Source organism: Algoriphagus ratkowskyi, from assembly GCF_002150505.1.
Classification (GTDB): domain Bacteria; phylum Bacteroidota; class Bacteroidia; order Cytophagales; family Cyclobacteriaceae; genus Algoriphagus; species Algoriphagus ratkowskyi.
The window spans coordinates 29,163-47,480 of record NZ_MSSV01000018.1; the positions used below are offsets into that span (position 1 = coordinate 29,163).

An 18,318-nucleotide genomic window follows, 5' to 3' on the forward strand; every position below is an offset into this window, starting at 1 on the left:
AGAAAAGAGCAACAGTATTAGTATTCTTCGAATCATCTTTAATTTTTTATTAGTTTTTGGCTCACTTGATTGGTATCGGTGGTAAGTCGGATGATATACATGCCATGAGGAAGTTCTATAGCTGACGGTATCCAGTCAAGCTCATGAATTCCTGCATCATACACTTCACTAGGAAAACTTCCAACTACCTGACCTAACATATCAGTAATCTGAATAGCAGCTTTCTGAGCATTGGGTAAATAGAAACTGATTTTGGTATGGGTACTGAATGGATTCGGTACTGGTCCAAAGAGTTTAGGTAGATCAGGCAAATAGCCGATTTCTCCTTCAAGCTTTGCACTGATGAAAATGGTAAATGGACGCTGAATCTTGCCAGATGTTATTCGGGCATTGGGGTTTACTTCACCTGCTTCATATGGAGACTGGAAGATCACTGCCTGAGGAATAGACAGGGGGTTAAATGAATTACCTTTTCTTGCATTTGGAAGCTTAGGAGCTTCAAATGTAAATGCGTGAACTGACTCTTTTCGCATATCTATGGCTTTATGGGAGATATGATCCATTAAAGTCACCGAGACTTCAGCGGGCAAATCAGTTGGTAGGGTCCAATTCATTAAATAATTTCCATTGATCGGATTGCCTGACTTGGAAGCTGCAAGATGTAGTGGAATTACCTTTTCATTTCCATCCAAAGGATTCAGGTGATTGATTACCAGAGGTGTCTTCTTGTTGAGAGAACCATAGGTATAGAGTAGCACCCAATCTTCAGCTAAAGACTCCAACTGATAGGCATCTTTAGGATCTACTCCTTCCAGTCCATCCTTTCCAAAGCTGATAAAAGACTCCGCTTGGAGATTTTCCCCATTAACTTGAAGATGAATAACTGATGGTTTTTCTGGTGCTATTGTTCTACCGTAAAAGGCTTTGTCCGTGGAGGATTTGGCTCCGTTTCCAGTTAATTGAAGAGAAGGACTGGCGTTGTTTGCTCTTACCCAGAATCCCTGAAAAGGAGCAATCATTCCATTTCCTAAAGTTCCTATGCTACCATTCCAAACTAGGAAAGCCTCCGATACCGGATCCCACACATAAATCGATTCATCCGTATTGGTTTTTGACCAGCCGCTTGCAGCATTCCAATCCAACATGCTAGCAGTAGGATTAGCAATAAGATTAAATCCTTCATCTGCTTGATTGACTTCGATCAGAGTGTCTGCCTGCGCCACCAAGTTGGTGTCTCTTGCAGTGAAAGTAAGTCCAAAGTCAAAGATGCCAGTTGCCAAGTTTACTTCCGTGCCTGTAGTTGACATGGTCAAAGGCAGGACATCTGTATAATTTCCTGTAGCAGGAGTGGGCTTGTCCGCTCCATTGAAAATATAGAAGTAATGACCTCTTCCTACTGACACTGGACTACTGAGATTGGCAGGTTGTCTCCATGCCTGCAGCGTAGTGCCTTTATCGCTTTCATCCCACCAGAGCAGATTTGGCTGAAGAGAAGGATTGGTGGAACCAGAGAATCCTTGCGTCTCAAAACCCGCAGTCATTGAGGCATAGGTAGTGGTCAGCGGTGAACCTACCATTCTCCAACCTTTCGCTCCGGTAAATAGCTGATTAACTTGAATAAAAGGAACTCCCAATCCGAGATTTCTGTAAATGGATCCCGCTTCTATAATAATAAGTGATCCAGTAGCAGCACTGACAGTTGAGAGAGGATTTAAAGTAAAACTATTCCCTGACCGGATAGTCAATCTTGCGTCTGCATTCAATAGTATTTCTCCATCTATAAAGACATTTGCACCTTCTATTATGGGCTGATTTGAAGTAAAAGGAATTTGAATAGTTTCTGTTGTTCCAGTACGTAGTGGCACTTGATTTCCACACCAGTTTATAGGATCAAACCAGTTCGAATTGATTCCCAACCAAGTAAAATCGGTACCACAGGAATCATCAATAGTTATAGATGTAGTCGTCTGGAATGCAGCACAATTAGCTGATGATGTAATAGTATAGGTGACGAGGTAGGTTCCGAGTGCACTGGACGATAAAGAAATATTTCCTGTTTGTCTATTTAAATCTAATCCTGTAGTTGATGAGTAAACTCCACCAGGAGTGCCGATTAGTGTAACTAGTGCATTTCCTTGGTCAATTCGGTAAGGATTACCTGCATATTCAATGATAGCCGCTGGAGCAAAAGCTGTCACAGTAATAGCAGAACTTACTTCACATCCTGCAAATCCTTTTACTTTCACGGAATAATTACCCGCTGACAATCCTACAAAAACATTGTCTGACTGATAAGGACCTCCATTTATACTAAATGTATATGGTGAAACACCGCTATTTACCTGAACCGATATTGTTCCTGAACTTTCTCCCTCACATGCTTCAGTACTGATTAAGGTGATGTCAGGTGTAGCACCAATAGAAATAGCTACTGAAGATGTGGAGGTGCATCCCCCTTCGCTTGAAGCAGTATTTATAACTGTGTAATTGCCTGGAATACTAGAATCTAAATCAATCACGCCAGTAGTTGGATTGAGGGAAAGACCAGTTTCAGAGGAGAATATTCCTGCAGTTCCTATTATAGTTGGGTTTATCGTTCCGGCTACTGAACAAAATATCGTATCAGAATAACTGAATTCAGTGGATAAAGTACAGGATTCACCCACTGCTACATCTTTTAAAGATGTAACCTCTGTGGTCTGTATGGATGTTAATGAGGGACTTTGAATGGGAGTATATAGCCATTCATTATTATCGTAATTACCAACAGCTAAATTGTCAGTATTTGCTCCTGCATCTACATCTGAGGAAACCCAGTTCATGGTTAGAGAAGCATTTGTAAATTCAATACCGTTATTGATAAAGGACCAATACCTATTAACCGTTCTGTCACTTCTGAAAGTTGAGCTTGATAAGTTAGGATGGTCTGCTGGGATAGTTTTTGCAATAAGATCTCCAGAGACGTTTACACTTTCAAACAATACTGAAATAGGAGTATAGCTGGTGGCATCACCAACTTCGAAATTTATAACTGTAGACCCAACTGCTACATTTTTCTGCAAATTTCCATTCACCCAGCCCGTGTTTCCTGCTGCTCCAGATATTACTCCCGAAGAGGGTTGGATCAGGTGGTAATCTTCAGTTACCATACTGCCTGACACAAATTTTAATACTCCATTTACTGAAACATCCGATAAAAGAGTGACTGAGTTGGAAGGTTTATTTATGGATAAATTATGGAAGGCAGAAGTGGTGAAAATTTTCTGAGTTTCGCCACCATCCATTGTAAAGGTCGACGTGCCACTTTGTAGAATTCCGGTACTAGTGAAATCTCCCCCTAGCGTAAAAATATAACTGCCAGCATATAATTTAGAACCGCTATTTATACTTAGGTCATTACCAATATTCCATCCTGATGAAGGCGTAAGCCCAGCGCCGTTCGTATTGAAAACAATTACATTCTGAAAAGTTCCGGTATTGCCTACAAATGAAATCGCTCCAGAACCGCCAAAAAAAACAGTTCCTGTGCTTGAAAAATTACTGCCAAGATTTAAAGTAGCCGCTGACGAAGGTGTAAAGTTTAAAACTCCATTGCTAGTGATAACGCCATTGTTTGTCACTGAACCCAAGACATTATGAGTAGAAATCCCTCCGTTAAAGCTGGCACCATTCCCAACTGTCAATAAATAGAGGATTTTCCAGCCTACACTTGGAGTTACTCCACTTGTATTATTGATATTAAGATAACCAAACTCTGGAGGTGAAGTGGATATTAATTCAGGAGAGACAGAGCCATTAAAATTTACTGTAAGAGCGACAGTTGTGGTAGCGTTTATCAAACGCAGAGTTTGTAAGATATTACCGGTAAATGTAGTAGTACCCAGCGTGTATAAAACTCCACTATTGAACAAATCACCATTAAGAGTTGTCAGTATAGAAGAACCTCCATTTAAAGATCCTGAACTGGTTATGTTAAGCAAATCATTGAAGGTCACGTTAGCCAGAATGGTATAACTGCCTGTAATTGTGGCTTTGTTGAAAGTTGTATTTCCTGAAATATTTTTTGAAGTACCTGTAAATAATACGGTGCTGGTAGAAGAATTAAAAGTCCCTTCATCTATCCAATTTCCATTAAGGGTAATGTTATTTGATTTTCCGTTAAATGTAACTCCGTTCTCAATTGTCAGATCCCCATTTATCTGAAGAGATGATTCAAGATTTTTAACACCTGAATTTCTTAAAATAAGATTTCCTATACTTATTCCAGGTAGAAATAAAGCCTGTTCCACACTGCCATTAATTATGACGGTACTGGCGTTTGATACAACGTAATTAGCAAAACTGGAGGAGAAATTATTTGCCCCAAAAACAATAGTAGCTTCATCTAGTAGGGTGGCTGTACCACCTCTCGTGTTTCTGCTACTGCCAAATACTCCAAGATCAAGTGTTCCAGATGTGATTTTTAAATCGCTGTTGATTTTAATATCACCTATCAAAACAGCTTCACTACCTACCGGCTTATCGATTTCTAAATTATTAAAAGTGGTAGAAGAGATTGTTTGTGTACCAGATCCATTAAACTTTATAAATGCCTGCCCAACTTCTGCACTGAAGGTTCCATTATTTACCCAGTTGCCACCTATTTCTAATTTATTATAATTATAGAATAAACCCCTTGGCAAAATTTCAACATCACCTGCGATTTTGAGAATGAAAAGATTGTCTAATCTGCCCTCAGCAATTTGAAGTTTTCCTAGAACCTCAGTATTCCCTACTATAGTTGATGAACCGGATACTTTATTGACTATGAGATTATTATAAATAACACTTGCTATGTTTTGATTATTCAGACCGTTAAAGATTACTGTGCCGCTACCAGCATTGAATATTCCATTTTGAAAGTTATAATCCCCTAATATTTTCAATGTTCCTGAATCGGTAAAATAAATACCGGCATCACTCGATTGGAAAAGCGCTCCATTTATAGTAACTGTCCCCGATTCGATATAGAGATCGATGGAAGTGTCGTCTAATTCATCACTCAAAGACAGATATCCATTAATATCTAACTGTTGATTATTAACATTAATCCTGTGAGATATGGTGTTATTCCCAATCCCATTAATATCCCCAGAAGTCAGAGAGCCACCACTTCCCAAAGAAAGAACTACTGCTTGAACATCTCCAAAATTTATATTTTTTACCGTTACAGGATTAGTTATTATAGGTTGATTTAGGAATGATGCTGTGCCCAAGTTTACTATATCAGAAGCAGAAGGTGGTCGCGAAGCAGATCCCTGTAGGACGGTCCAGTTTGCAGCTGTATTCCAATCTGAGCTCACGCTACCGTTCCATCGGACTACATTTGAATTATCCGATAAGGTCCATCTATTAGTTAAATCGGTTAAACCTGTTTGCTGTACATAATTGGCGTTTACATCATTACTTGTTTTACCGATCGTTCCCCAGACCGAACCATTGTACTTCCATAGTCCTATGGAGGCCTCGTTGTTTCCATTCAACTCTTGATCTTCGTAATGAAGACGAAGGCTAGCTGTATAAGTGCCTGCAGGTATAGCAATACTATATTCTCTACTGATCGATCCTCTAAAAGGGAAATCCACAATTGGGCCCTTCTTCACTGAGACAGTTATATTAGTTACACCTGTGACTGCAGAGAATGTGATGGTATTATTAGGCCCTTCGAAAGCATAGGCCACTCCAGTTGTAAAAGTATGGTTGCGTTGGATATTACCATATATGTAGCCGTTGCCAGATCTTGTATTGGTAATAGTGATAGTATTTGCATCAGTAGATATTATCCCTTGGATCATATTTACAGTAGAGGCTGATATATTGTCCTCCAGGATTAATTCTGTTGTTGATGTTGTATTACTAGTTAGGATATTAAAAGTTGTTGCGCCTCTTATATAGCTATTAGTTGGTCCTAGAAATTGCACAGTTCCGGTGCCCCCGTTAAAACTTCCATTATTATTCCAGTTCCCATATATGGAGATGATAAATGAAGAGGCATTGAAAGTAGTACTTGGTGCGATGGTTATATCTTGAGCTGTACTGATATTCCCACTGGCATTTTTGGTACTACCATTTGATAAAATAAGATTGCTGTAACTCAGTGGATTGACATTCTGGGTGCTGCTTCCGTTAAAATTAACTGTATTTGGAGCAGACGAAGTTGCATCAAGTGTACCTGATAGTAGGGTCAATTCATTTCCAACACCCAATGTAGAATTAACTGACAATTGAAGTGATATTCCATTTATAGTGGCATTAAAAAGATTTGCAGTACCACTTAGATAGGAGGATCCTGTGAATGTAGTGGTTCCTGAAGATGCCGACAGGTTACCAACTACGATGAGTCCTGAGGAAATCGAAAAGTTTGCATCGGTTGTAACTGAGCCTGGTATGGCGAGGGTACCAAAGCTAATGTTGCCCGCTCCAGAAATTGCTTTAGAGGTTCCACTCATACTAAATGCACCTATTCCTGTAGTCAAACTTCCACTGACCAATAAATTGCCGCTAAGTTCCATTGCTTGAACTACGTTTATACTTCCGCCTACAGTCAGGTTTTGGAGTGAGATGCCGAGACCAGAAATTGTTTTACCTATGCCTGTCATAAACACAGTTCCACCTGTAGCCTGGTTGAAAGAGCCTGAACCTGTTGTTAAAAGATTACCTGCTATGGTAAGATTTGCATTTGCAAAATTTACCAAAGAACCAGCAATTGTCAGATTGTTAAAATTTTGGACACCTGTACCGCTTACAGTAGCTCCTGATCCCGCGTAAATGATAGTAGAGTTATTGCCATTAAACAACCCATTGTTCACCCAATCTCCGCCTACAGTATGGCTAAAATTCCCTCCGTTAAAAATCGTTGATGCTCCAATGGAAACATTTCCGATTACAGTGATATTTTCACTTCCTGTGTAGGTTACTGAAGTCCCAGTACCCACATTACTGGTAAAGTTTCCTCCTACAGTAAATGGTGAACTAGACAATATTTTGATTACAGCTCCACCAGAACTGCTAAGGACTAGGTTTCCATACAACTGATTATCTACTATTTGGTTGGTGCCGGAATATTCAACCGTACTTGCTACTATGAGATTATTGTTGGTATAATTAGTTGGATAAGAATTAGTTCCGCCTATTCTCAGTGTGGTATTGTTGGAAAGAGTTAGAATTCCTCCTGCAGTGGCTCGGTTAGCAGTAAATGTGGAGAGATTGAATACCCCTGCAGAAACTGAAAGATTGCCATTGATTGTGGTATTGTTTGCTAATGATACACTTGAAGAATTGGCAATAAACAGGTTATTGAAATTTGTAGCAAAAGTGCCACCTATTGTTTGAGCTGCAATGCCATTAAAAGTAATAGTAGATGTTCCTCCAATTAAGGAATTATTCCCACTGTTATTTGTCCAGTTACCATTTACAGTACTATTGAAATTATTGGCATTTAAAGAACCTGCTGAGATCAATACATCCTTCACTGTTATGGCATTCGGTAGAATAAGACCATTTGTATTATTTACCGTCAGGTTATTAAATGTGGATATGCCAGAGAATGTCTGCTGCCCGGATATTCCATTGAACTCAATGGTGGAGCCAGCAGGCGAAAATGTTCCTGAGTTAGCCAAATTACCTCCAATTTTATGTGTAAAGGAGCCAGTAGTAAAGTTGTTACTTATAGAGACATTACCTGCAATGTTCAATTGACCTATTGCAGTTTTGGATCCTGATCCAGAGAATATTACATTCTGAAAGTTGGAAGCTGCTATGTTAGCAGCATTTGTTCCATTAAAATCAATGGTAGAACCAGTTGCTAGCAAACACCCAGAATTAGTCCAACTTCCTCCAACAGTGTGAGTAAAAGCTCCGGTAGTAAAATTGTTGGTTATTAGAACATTTCCTGTAATTGTCAGCCCTGCTGTAGCCACTTTGGTTCCAGCTCCGGTAAAACTCACATTTGCAAAAGATCCTGAATTAATAGTTGAAATGGCAGGACCTTTAAATTCTACGATACTTGTAGATCCTGAGTTAAATGTCCCATTGATTGTCCAGTTTCCCGCTACTTCTAGGACTGCTGATCCTTCGCTGGTTAAAGTTGCTCCACTTGCTACTTCGATTGATTGAGTTTTGCCTCCGGCGACACCGATAGTTGGGCTAAATGGAGTTCCTGAAGGAATAATTACATCTGTTGTTAATGTTGGTATTCCTCCACACCAATTGGAAGCAGTATTCCAATCAGAACTTGTGACTCCAAACCAAGTTCCAGGCACACAGTTACCAGTAGCAGTAGTTAATATACCTGTTCCCGTGCTGCTGAAATATTGAGAAAGTTTAAACTGAGCGGAGGAAGCTGTACTGCCATAAGAGCCGGCAGGCTGTGTAGCTCCACCTAGTGTTACGGTATTAGCTGTATGATTTACATTCAGTAATTTTGCCACGGCAGTTCCAGACACTGAGAAATCCTCAGTTACAGTCACAGCACCACTTAGGGTTTTATCTCCCGATCCTGCCAGTTCCAGATTGCGATAAGTCAAAGCTGGGATGGCTTGCGCAGCTGAGGCACTGAATCGAAGTTGGGAAGCGCTAGCTACTTTGCTGCCTGCTCCTGAAAGCGTCAGATTTCCTGAGACAATTTGAATAGTTCCTTCTATTTGCGGTGCAAAGGAAGTAGTACCTGAGGTATTCGTTACTGATAGTCCATTGTAACTGCCATGGACCACTTTTTGGCTACCAGTTCCCGCTCCATAGATAACTCCGAAAGCCCAAGTTTTTCCAGCAGGCAAAGGTGTAGTAGAAGTATTTGACGTTGATAATGTACCTGTCCCAGTAGTAGTAAGTGTATTGCTTAGTAGGGCATTTGACCCCATCGATAAGGTTTGCGAGGCAGGAATAGTGAGTGCTCCGCTTAAAGAGATAGATTGACCCGCAGTGATTGTGTTTCCTCCACTGAGGTTCAAAGTCATATTCCTTAATCCAATTCCTGAGACTTCATCACCTGTAGTTTTATTTCCACCGAGATAGGTTAAATCATAGACATTACTACCTTGAATAGTTCCGGCAAATGTGCCATCAGTGCGATCAATTGAAGAGTTTGTAATACAGGTTAATTTGTTATTTGAAACTAAATCTCCATCCAGAAGGAACAGCTTACCAGATATAGCGATAGGATCGTCAGTAGAAAGAGTACTGTTCGCTTTGTTAATCGTCAAATTGTAGAAGGAGTTTGTGCCAGACCCAGAAATAACTTGATCTTCATCTGCATTATTGAATAGGACCGTACTGGTAGAACCAGGAATAAAAGTCCCATCATTTGTCCAGTTATCATCTACAGTGATAGACCTAGTACCTTGAATCTCCAGTATTGCACCTGTCTCAATAGTAATATTATACACATTGTAATTTGTGCCTGAGCTGATAATAGGAGAGAAAGGCGTTCCTGCTGGAATTACTACTTCGGTAGTAGCATTTGGTACACCACCACACCAATTAGAGGCAGAATTCCAGTTGGAGCTGAAATATCCTAGCCAAACACCTGGAGTACAAGTGCTGTTAGTAACATTCAAAATACCAGTACCGGTCGTCCCAAAATATTGCGCAACTTTGAAACTTGCAGTTGTAGCTACTGTCGATCCATAAGAACCATTCGACTGGCCGGCGGATCCCAAGGTCAGATTTGCAGCAGTATGAGTTACAGAACTACCCAGTCTAGCTATGGCTAAGCCATTGACTGTTATTGTTCCAGCTATTGTAGTGGCAGTTCCAAACGTTTTGTCCCCACTGCCTTGGAGAATCAAGTCTCCATAGCTGATAACTGGGATAGATTGATTGGCCGTCGCGCTATAATTTACTCTTGAACCAATACCTGTCACCAATCCTGTAGACTTAGTGAAATTACCTGACGCAATTTCTATTTCGCCACCTGCTGATAGTGGGTCAAGGGTAGTAGTCCCAGAAGTGTTTAATACGCTTAGCGCGTTATAAATACCATAGACGATACGTTGATTTCCAGCAGATGCGGTATAGTTTATCCCAAATGTCCAAGTCTTTCTTCTTGGCAGAGGAGGGACAGTTGCATTTGCGGTGTTCAATAGCCCAGTCCCCGAACTTACATTCATGCCACTTAGTGTAAATGTGGACATGTTCAAACTCATAGTGGCAGGAATAGCTAATTGCCCTGTCTGTGCGATGTTAGTTGTGGCAGTGATCTCGTTATCAGCAACTACGCTCAAAGTAATATTTCGTAAGCCTGTTCCTGATAATTCAGCACCTGTATTTTTGCTATTTCCTTGGTAGATCACATCGTATGCCGCTACACCTTGAATCGTCCCTGAAAAAGTAGAAGTTGCTCCCGTGATTCCCCCTCTGGTTATTTGAGTATTTGCTACGACAGTTAATCTAGAACCAGCAGTCAAAGTACCAGCTGTCAAAACCAAGGAATTGGTCAAGGTTAGGTTGGAATTTAGGATTACTTGATCAGCAGAGGCTTTCTCCAGAATTACTCGATAAATAGAGGTGCTAGAAGTACCTCCAAAGGTTTGATTTCCTACAGCTTTGAAAATGATTCTACCTTGATTTGGCGTATAAGACCCATTATTGGTCCAGTTGCCATAAATATCCAAATTAAAGGCGCCCGAAAAAGCAAGCGTTGCATCTGTCTGAATAGTGATGTTACGTACAATTGCTCCTGCAGATCCTATAATGGGTTGGTTTGGGGCAGAGGCGGATATTGTTACATCTGTAGTGGAGGAAGGAATCGATCCACACCAGTTTGCTGCGTCATTCCAGTCTGAGCTGACATATCCAAGCCACAATCCAGCAGTACAATTACTGCTTGCCACAGTCAATATTCCAGAGCCGGTTGCTCCAAAAGAAGTATTGATTTTGAAGGTTGCTCCGGAAGCTGAACTTCCAAAAGTGCCATTGGGCTGACCTGTACTTCCTATTGTGAGGAAAGACGCTGAGTGGTTTATGCTGCCCAACTTGGCAATGACCCCTGGAATAATAGTCAAAGAACCAACAATATTGGACGCTCCTGAGAAGGATTTATCTCCACTACCATCTAAAATTAGGTTGTTGAAAGCTATTCCAGGCACAGATTGAGGGCCATTTGCAGCAAAACGAACTGTGGAGCCCGTAGACGTATATGCTCCCAAAGCTGTAAAATTGCCTGTGGAAAGTACAATTTCTCCTCCATCGCCAATAGGAGCAAGTGTGTTTGTGCCTGAACTATTAGAAGCAGTAAGTCCATTGTACGTCCCAAATACTAATTTTTGGCCGCCAGTTGACGCGGTGTAGTTGACTGGGAATGACCATGTTTTTCCAGCTGGAAGTGGTGTTGACCCTGTGTTTTGAGTTGTTAGTAGCCCAAGACCAGTGGTGATTAGAGAAGTATTGGACAGAGAAAAAGTGCCCATGGCCAATGTATTGCCAGAAGGGATGGCCAGTGTACCTGTATGGGCAATGTTAGTTCCGGCAGTAAGTATATTTCCTGAAGTTAGCCCTAGGGTCAGGTTTCTCAATCCAGCAACTCCGCTTAATTCAGCACCACTGGTTTTATTTTCTCCGCTATAAATCACATCATAGACATTAGATCCTTGGAGAGTGCCTGTAAATGAGGTCGGTAAAGAGGCTGTTCCAGCTCTTTGGATACTTGAATTAGCACCCATAGTCAAGTTGGTGCCTGCTGCGAGTGTGCCGGAAGTAAGTGTCAGAATATTGGAAACGCCGGTAGCGTTCGAAAGCGTTAGTATTACCCCACCATTTACTTGGAGATTATAAAAGTTTTTAGCCCCACTGCCACTTATCGATGATGGTCCTGCATTGAAGAGAAAAGTACTGTTCTCAGCATCAAAGGAACCGGAGTTAGAGAAGTTTCCGGAAATTATATGTGAAAATGTCCCTGCGTCCATATTCCCAGCAGCAAGAATTGCCAGATCTCCAGAAACTGTGATTGCTCCATTAAGGGATTTGATTCCAGACCCAGAAAAAGTAATATGTTGAAAATTACTTGCCCCTATCAATGCATCGTTACTGCCAGAAAAGTTAACTGTGGAAGCACCAGAGATGAAAGTTCCAGCATTCGTCCAGTTTCCTTCTACATTAATTGTAAATGCTCCTGAAACAGTTAACGTCGCACCATTTTGTATTAGCAAGCTTCTTGCTATTGCTCCATTGGCTCCAATGCTTGGTTGATTTGGAGCTGAAGATGAGATAACCACGTCGGTAGTTGCTGTAGGTAATCCTCCACACCAGTTGGTAGGATCAAACCAGTTAGTAGAAGTGGTTCCTAGCCATTCTCCATAAATACAAACTGATGTGACATTGATCAGGCCTGTTCCAGTAGTCCCAAAATATTGACTGATTTTATTCGTAGCGCTGGAGGCACTACTACCATACGATCCTGTGGATTGAATCACATTGTTAAGTAAGAGTGATCCCACAGTTCGATTTGTATTACCTAATTTTGCGACAGCTGTCCCACCAATCGACAAACTTCCTGAAATGTTAGTAAGTGTAGAAAGTGTTTTGTCTCCGCTGCCATTCAATGTCACATTGTTAAATGTAATTGCAGGGATAGATTGTGCTGCAGAAGCATTAAATACTACGTTTGATCCTGTGACAGTATAGGTTTGAGAACCTGTCAAAGTGAATTGACCTGATCCGATTGTAATATTTCCTTCACTTAATTGAGCCAACGTGATAACTCCAGAAGATCCTGATAGATCCAATCCTGAATACGTCCCAAACACCACTTTTTGTGAACCGGTAAGATTGGCATATCGAACCAAAAAACTCCAGTTTACACCAGCTGGTAATGGATTGATTGTCGTATTGCTTGTGATCAACGTACCAGCACCAGAAGTTGTTAAGCCTGGCCTTGTAAGCTGAAATGTGCTCATATTCAGCGTGTTTCCAGTAGGAATAGTCAATAGTTGAGATAAACTTACAATTGCGGAAGCAGTCAAGGTAGTACTTGCATTCATTGCAAGAGTAACATCCCGCAGGCCAGTGCCTGTGATCTCAGATCCTGTTGATTTTGTCCCAACTTCATAGACCACATCGTAAGCATTGCTGCCTTGTATGCTTCCTGTCATCCCTGTGGAGGTGCCAGTCCCTCTTCTTCGGATAGTAGATGCTGCACCCATGGTCAAATTGCTGCCTGCTGCCAAGGTACCAGAATCAAGGATCAGTTGATTGGAAATACTGAATCCATTAGCAGCCGTCAGACCAGCAGTATTATTTAGGGTAAGATTATAAAAGGTATTGGAAGATGCAGTGATAGTTTGGGCTGCCGATCCATTGAAAGTAATTGTACTCGTTGATGGAGTATATGATCCGGTGCTGCTAGTCCAGTTGCCTGCAAGAGTATGGAAATAGGCTCCTGCATTAAAATTATTTGTAATAGAAATATTTCCAGTGGCAGTTAGAATTCCTATTGCATTTTTTGCACCAGATCCACTGAAGGTCAAATTATTGAAATTACTGGCGCCGATATAGCTGTGAATTGTTCCAGTGAAATTGATGGTAGATCCAGTAGCTGTGAATGTGCCTGCTTTAGTCCAATTTCCTCCCACTGTGTGCGTTAGGGCTCCAGCTGTGAAATTTCCGGCTATCGATACATTACCTGATATTGCTAAGGGGCCAGAAGCAGATTTTACACCTGAACCTGAAAAGATCACATTTTCGAAGTTAGAGGTGCTTATTGCAGCTGCCCCTGTACCATTAAAATCAAATGTGGATCCACTGGCAGTAAATGTTCCATTTCTAGTCCAATTACCGGCTACTTGGTAAATATAGAGACCGGGAGTCCAGTTGGAACCTGCATCAATTGAAACATTTCCTCCTACAGAAAAACCAGCAGAACCAATTGATGTAGTAGTGCCTGTGAAGGTTAGATTTCCGCATATAGCAGATGTAGCAGAGGAAAATGTTTTGGTATCAGATCCACTTATAATTAGAACCCCATAATTTACACCTCCTATGAGTTGACCTAAATTTCCATCGTATTCGACTATACTAGTACAAGGAATCGTGTAAGTGCTGTAGTTTTTAGGGAAATTGTCAGTTCCCCCTACATTCAATTTCAATCCTGCACCAAGGCTAAATGTTCCACCAGCAGCGCTTTTATTCAACGTAAATGTATCAAGATCAAGATTGCCTTGGTTGACCAACAAGTCAGCTCCTACGACTACATCTTTCTCCCAACTCACGGTATTAAATCCAGAAAGACCGGTGTTTTCTATTCTTATGGTATTGACGGAGGATGGGAAGTTTGAGTTAGAGGTTTGATTCGTGGTTCCGTTGAAGATGTAATTAGCATCTGCATTGTAGTTACGGGTACCTGTTGACCGTACATGTCCAGTTCCGCCAGTGGTTGCAATTCCATCTACTGCTCGAATGCCGAGAGTAGCTCCAGAATTTATAGTGAAATTTCCTCCACCATTAAAGGTTGTAGCATCGCTTGCTGTTTGAATGCTTGAATTTGCACTTATATTCCAATTGATTTGGTTACTTACAATCCCCCCTGATAGGAAAGTCTGAATTGGACCAGCTCCATTTAAGTTTATAGTTCCAACACCGCTACTTGATTCAGTGATGGTGCCTGCCGAATGTGTAAAATGACCTGCTACAGCTAAAGAACTCCCGAAAGTGCTTAAACCCATATCCAAGGTGCCACCAGTTTGGTTATAATTTCCTGCTATAGTTAAAGTTCTTGCGGCCGTGGGAGAGATATAATAATTTCCGCTTATTAATGATACGTTACCATCTACTTGGTAATTGCTTCCTTGCCTTAATGATCCACCGGTTCCATTTTGAATAATAAGGTCCCCAGCAATTCTGATAGGAGACCAAGTCATATTTACTCCCATCCCAGAACTATTTAAAACAACGTTGCCAAATGTCTGAGCTGTTCCTCCAGAAGTTGTAGTGGTAGTCCCAGTTATTCTAAGAGTCGAATTTGGATCCCATGTGCTTAATGGTAATGCTGCACCGTTTCGATTATGATGCATTTCAGAACTGGCTGCAAAAGTTAATTCTGTTGCAGTAACCGCAGAAAAACTGCCTCCAGTATTGGTGATTTTACCATTGACGAGGATATTGCATCCAGTGTTATTGATGCGAAGATTACCTAGATTCCCCAAAATTAACTCACCATCAATCTGACCTGTAGCATTTGCTGCTAGACTTATTCTCATACGGGTTACAGAACTTGCCAAAGTCAGCTTCGACCCCGAATCAATTACTAAATCTGTTCCTGCGCCATTTCCTACAGTAATAGCAGTACTGGCAGTAACATTAAAGGCCACTTGTGTATTATTAGAAACAATAAGTCTCCCTATCACTTGGCCGCTAGTGACCGATGTGATATTGAGCGTAGCTCCTGAGTTAAATTGAAGAATATCAGTAGATGCCGCCGTTGTTCTTGTTGGGTTCCAGTTGGTAGATGTAGCCCAAGAGCCTCCTACCGATCCATTTGGTAAAGTAGGCCCCTTCCATGTGTAGGTAGCTTGGCCAAAGATATTCGTACAGAAAAATAGAAATAGGAAAGCAACTAGGCAAAATTTAATCTGCCATTTCCCAAAGTTTATAAAAGTGTCTGTAAGAATAAACCTCTTCACAGTTAATATTTTTAACAAATAAGTCTATTTATGTTTTTATTAAAATTGACTAGTTTAAAAAAAGTAATTAGCAAATTCTAAATACGTTATTTCTGATTTTCAAATTAAAAAACGTCCAAAAAAATAATTGAGAGAGGAACTGATAAAAAGGGTGTAAAAGTTTGTAAAACAGCAGAAAAATCTTGGCATAAAAAAATTACAGCATCAGATAAAGAGTAATTTTTTTGGTCAAATTAGGTGATGAATGGTTGGGTCGAAAGTGTTGACAAGTCAAATAACATATAGTGTATTTTGTGTTATGTAAAAGACTTCTTGTCCTATTATATTGTTTAATATCAATTACAATATTTATTTATACTAAGTGGCTATTTATAAATTTTAATCTATTCTGATTCATTTAAATAATCACGTATAGATAATGTAATTATTAAAATAAAAATCTTAAAACGATTGAAATTTCATTTTTCTTACCAGCCAAGCGACTTCAAAAGGCTAATTTATTATTCATCCGTACAAAGGTGAATTGATCTCAAATCATCGAAAAAGAGATTATTTAGGATCTTTAAACTCAGAATGAAAATTCGTGGCAAAAGAATCATCACTGCCTAGAACTTCATTTCTCAAAAATTTTTAACCTCCTTTTAACTTTAAATTAAGAGAATAGGGGATAGGAATTTCTATTTTCCGATGGCGTCATTTGAGTTTTCCATAACACTAGGGACCTTCCATTTTACACTTCCTACTGCCTTACTATTAGCGAGGTCAATGGCTTTGGATGACCTTTTCTTTTCATAGATCATACCAAAAGTCATGATCAAGCTGGTGCCAATAATCACAAATAAAAGTATTCCCGGCTCAAATGATTCCACTTGGCCTTCTGCAGGAATGCCGTAAAAAAGCAAAACTGTAATTAAACCTCTTGGTGCTATAAATAACTGAGGGATTATATCTTTTCCTTCAAAAATCAGTAATAAGACAAAACGGATACCATAGATCGAAGCAATGAGAAGACTACTAATCAATGCTACTTGCAAGTCAAAAAGTGAAGTGATAGCTATCGTTAAACCAAAAATAACGAAGAAGAGAGTTCTAACAACAAATGCTGTTTCTGCTGTAATCGTATGCAATTCATGATAGATCTGATGTGCTTTGGCATAATCCAACAGGCGAGAAAGCCTGCCTTTGAAAAACAACTTCATATTGGCGATCACTAATCCAAAGATCAAGATTATGATCAGTGATGAGAGATGCATTTTCTTGCCTAAAGCATACAGAAGAAGTAATACAGCGATTAGTAGGAAAAGCTTGACATTGCTTTTGATTTTCTGGAAAATCAAAATAATTGCATAACTAGCTATCAGGGAGATGGCCACGGTGAGTAGTAAATTTCCCCCAAATCCAACAATACCATTGTCTTCGGCAGGGTTTAGTTTTCCGGTAAGGAAGTAGAAAAGTGTAATCCCTAGAATATCAGAAAAAGTGCTCTCGTAGATGTGAAACTCACGTTTCTTGTTGATCAAACCTGATACACTAGGTATGATAATGGAACTAGAGAGTATTGAAAGTGGCGTAGCATAAAGCCATGCCGATTGCATTGTCATCTCTGGTATATAATAATATAAGATACTTGCTGCTGCCCAAGTGGATAGCATCAGGCCTAGTAGTGCAATTGCTAGCGATTTGAGGATAGGGACTAGCTTCTCCCGCTTGAGCTCAAGTTCAAGAGCTGCTTCCAGTACGATCATGATCAGACCCACGATTCCCAAGACTTCAAGAATTGGAAAGAAGTCTATTTGTGCGGAAGTGAAGTATTGAAGAAGATATTGGAGAATTATGCCCAAAGATATAAGCATCAAAACTGCCGGAATGTTGGACTTTTTGGAGATGCCGTTAAAAAGAAAGGATAATATAATAATCAATGAGAATTCAATGATCAGATTATAGGAGGATACGATTTCCATTAGGAGTCAAATTTTTCAGTAGAGTTAATTAGCACTTCGTGATCTTGCAAGAAGTTGATAAAATCTTCATGTTGCGCTCCCTTCACTAAGGTGTAATGAAGCAAGTAAGTGTTTTCATTTTGTAAGGCTTTCAGTATAATCGGTTTGCCTAAGACTAAAATAGGGTGATCAAAAATCAAATTCTGCAACTTCTCTTTCGAAAGTTCTGATTTCAAATAAAGCGCTCGTTGCTGAACATTAGTATGGTTTGAAATCAAGGTAAAACCTGTATGATCAAAGGAGTTGTACCAAACCCACCGCTCACCTTGGTCTGTTATCAATACCAGTCCCAAACTGCCTATCCGGTTAATTCTGCCGCGCATCTTTCCGGCTTTCACCACAGTGTCCACAGCTAATAGAGGACTAGAGCGTATAAAAAGTCCACTCACATAGTTGCCGAGTTGTTTGAAGACAAATCCGGCCACTAGCAAAATGATGAACCCATGAGTTAAGGGGTCAAGAGCAACAAAACCGCCAATGACTACAATCCAAGCTATAGGCTTATAAAAGAGCCTGATTTTGTAAATTAATGCAATATACTTTTTATTGATTCTCTTGTTTTTCACATATCTCGTAAAACCCAAATACCCAAAATATATGAGCATATATATTGCTGATACGATGAGAATTAAGACAAGGAGATCATTCCAATGATTCATAGGACTATT

At 40.1% G+C, this 18,318-nt stretch carries 3 protein-coding genes; all 3 read right to left on the reverse strand.

What is annotated here, in order from left to right; genetic code table 11:
- Positions 1-38: 38 nt before the first annotated feature.
- Positions 39-15,650, reverse strand: a complete 15,612-nt coding sequence (locus tag BVH02_RS16860) for a T9SS type A sorting domain-containing protein (protein WP_143244231.1) — start codon at positions 15,648-15,650, stop codon at positions 39-41.
- A gap of 677 nt (positions 15,651-16,327) precedes the next feature.
- Complete coding sequence (locus BVH02_RS16865; RefSeq protein WP_086502645.1) at positions 16,328-17,611, reverse strand: cation:proton antiporter domain-containing protein; 1,284 nt, start codon at positions 17,609-17,611, stop codon at positions 16,328-16,330.
- Entirely contained in the window at positions 17,611-18,309 is a 699-nt protein-coding gene (locus tag BVH02_RS16870) for a hypothetical protein (protein ID WP_111357171.1), read from the reverse strand. Before BVH02_RS16870 ends, BVH02_RS16865 begins: the two co-directional genes overlap by 1 nt.
- Positions 18,310-18,318: the final 9 nt, after the last annotated feature.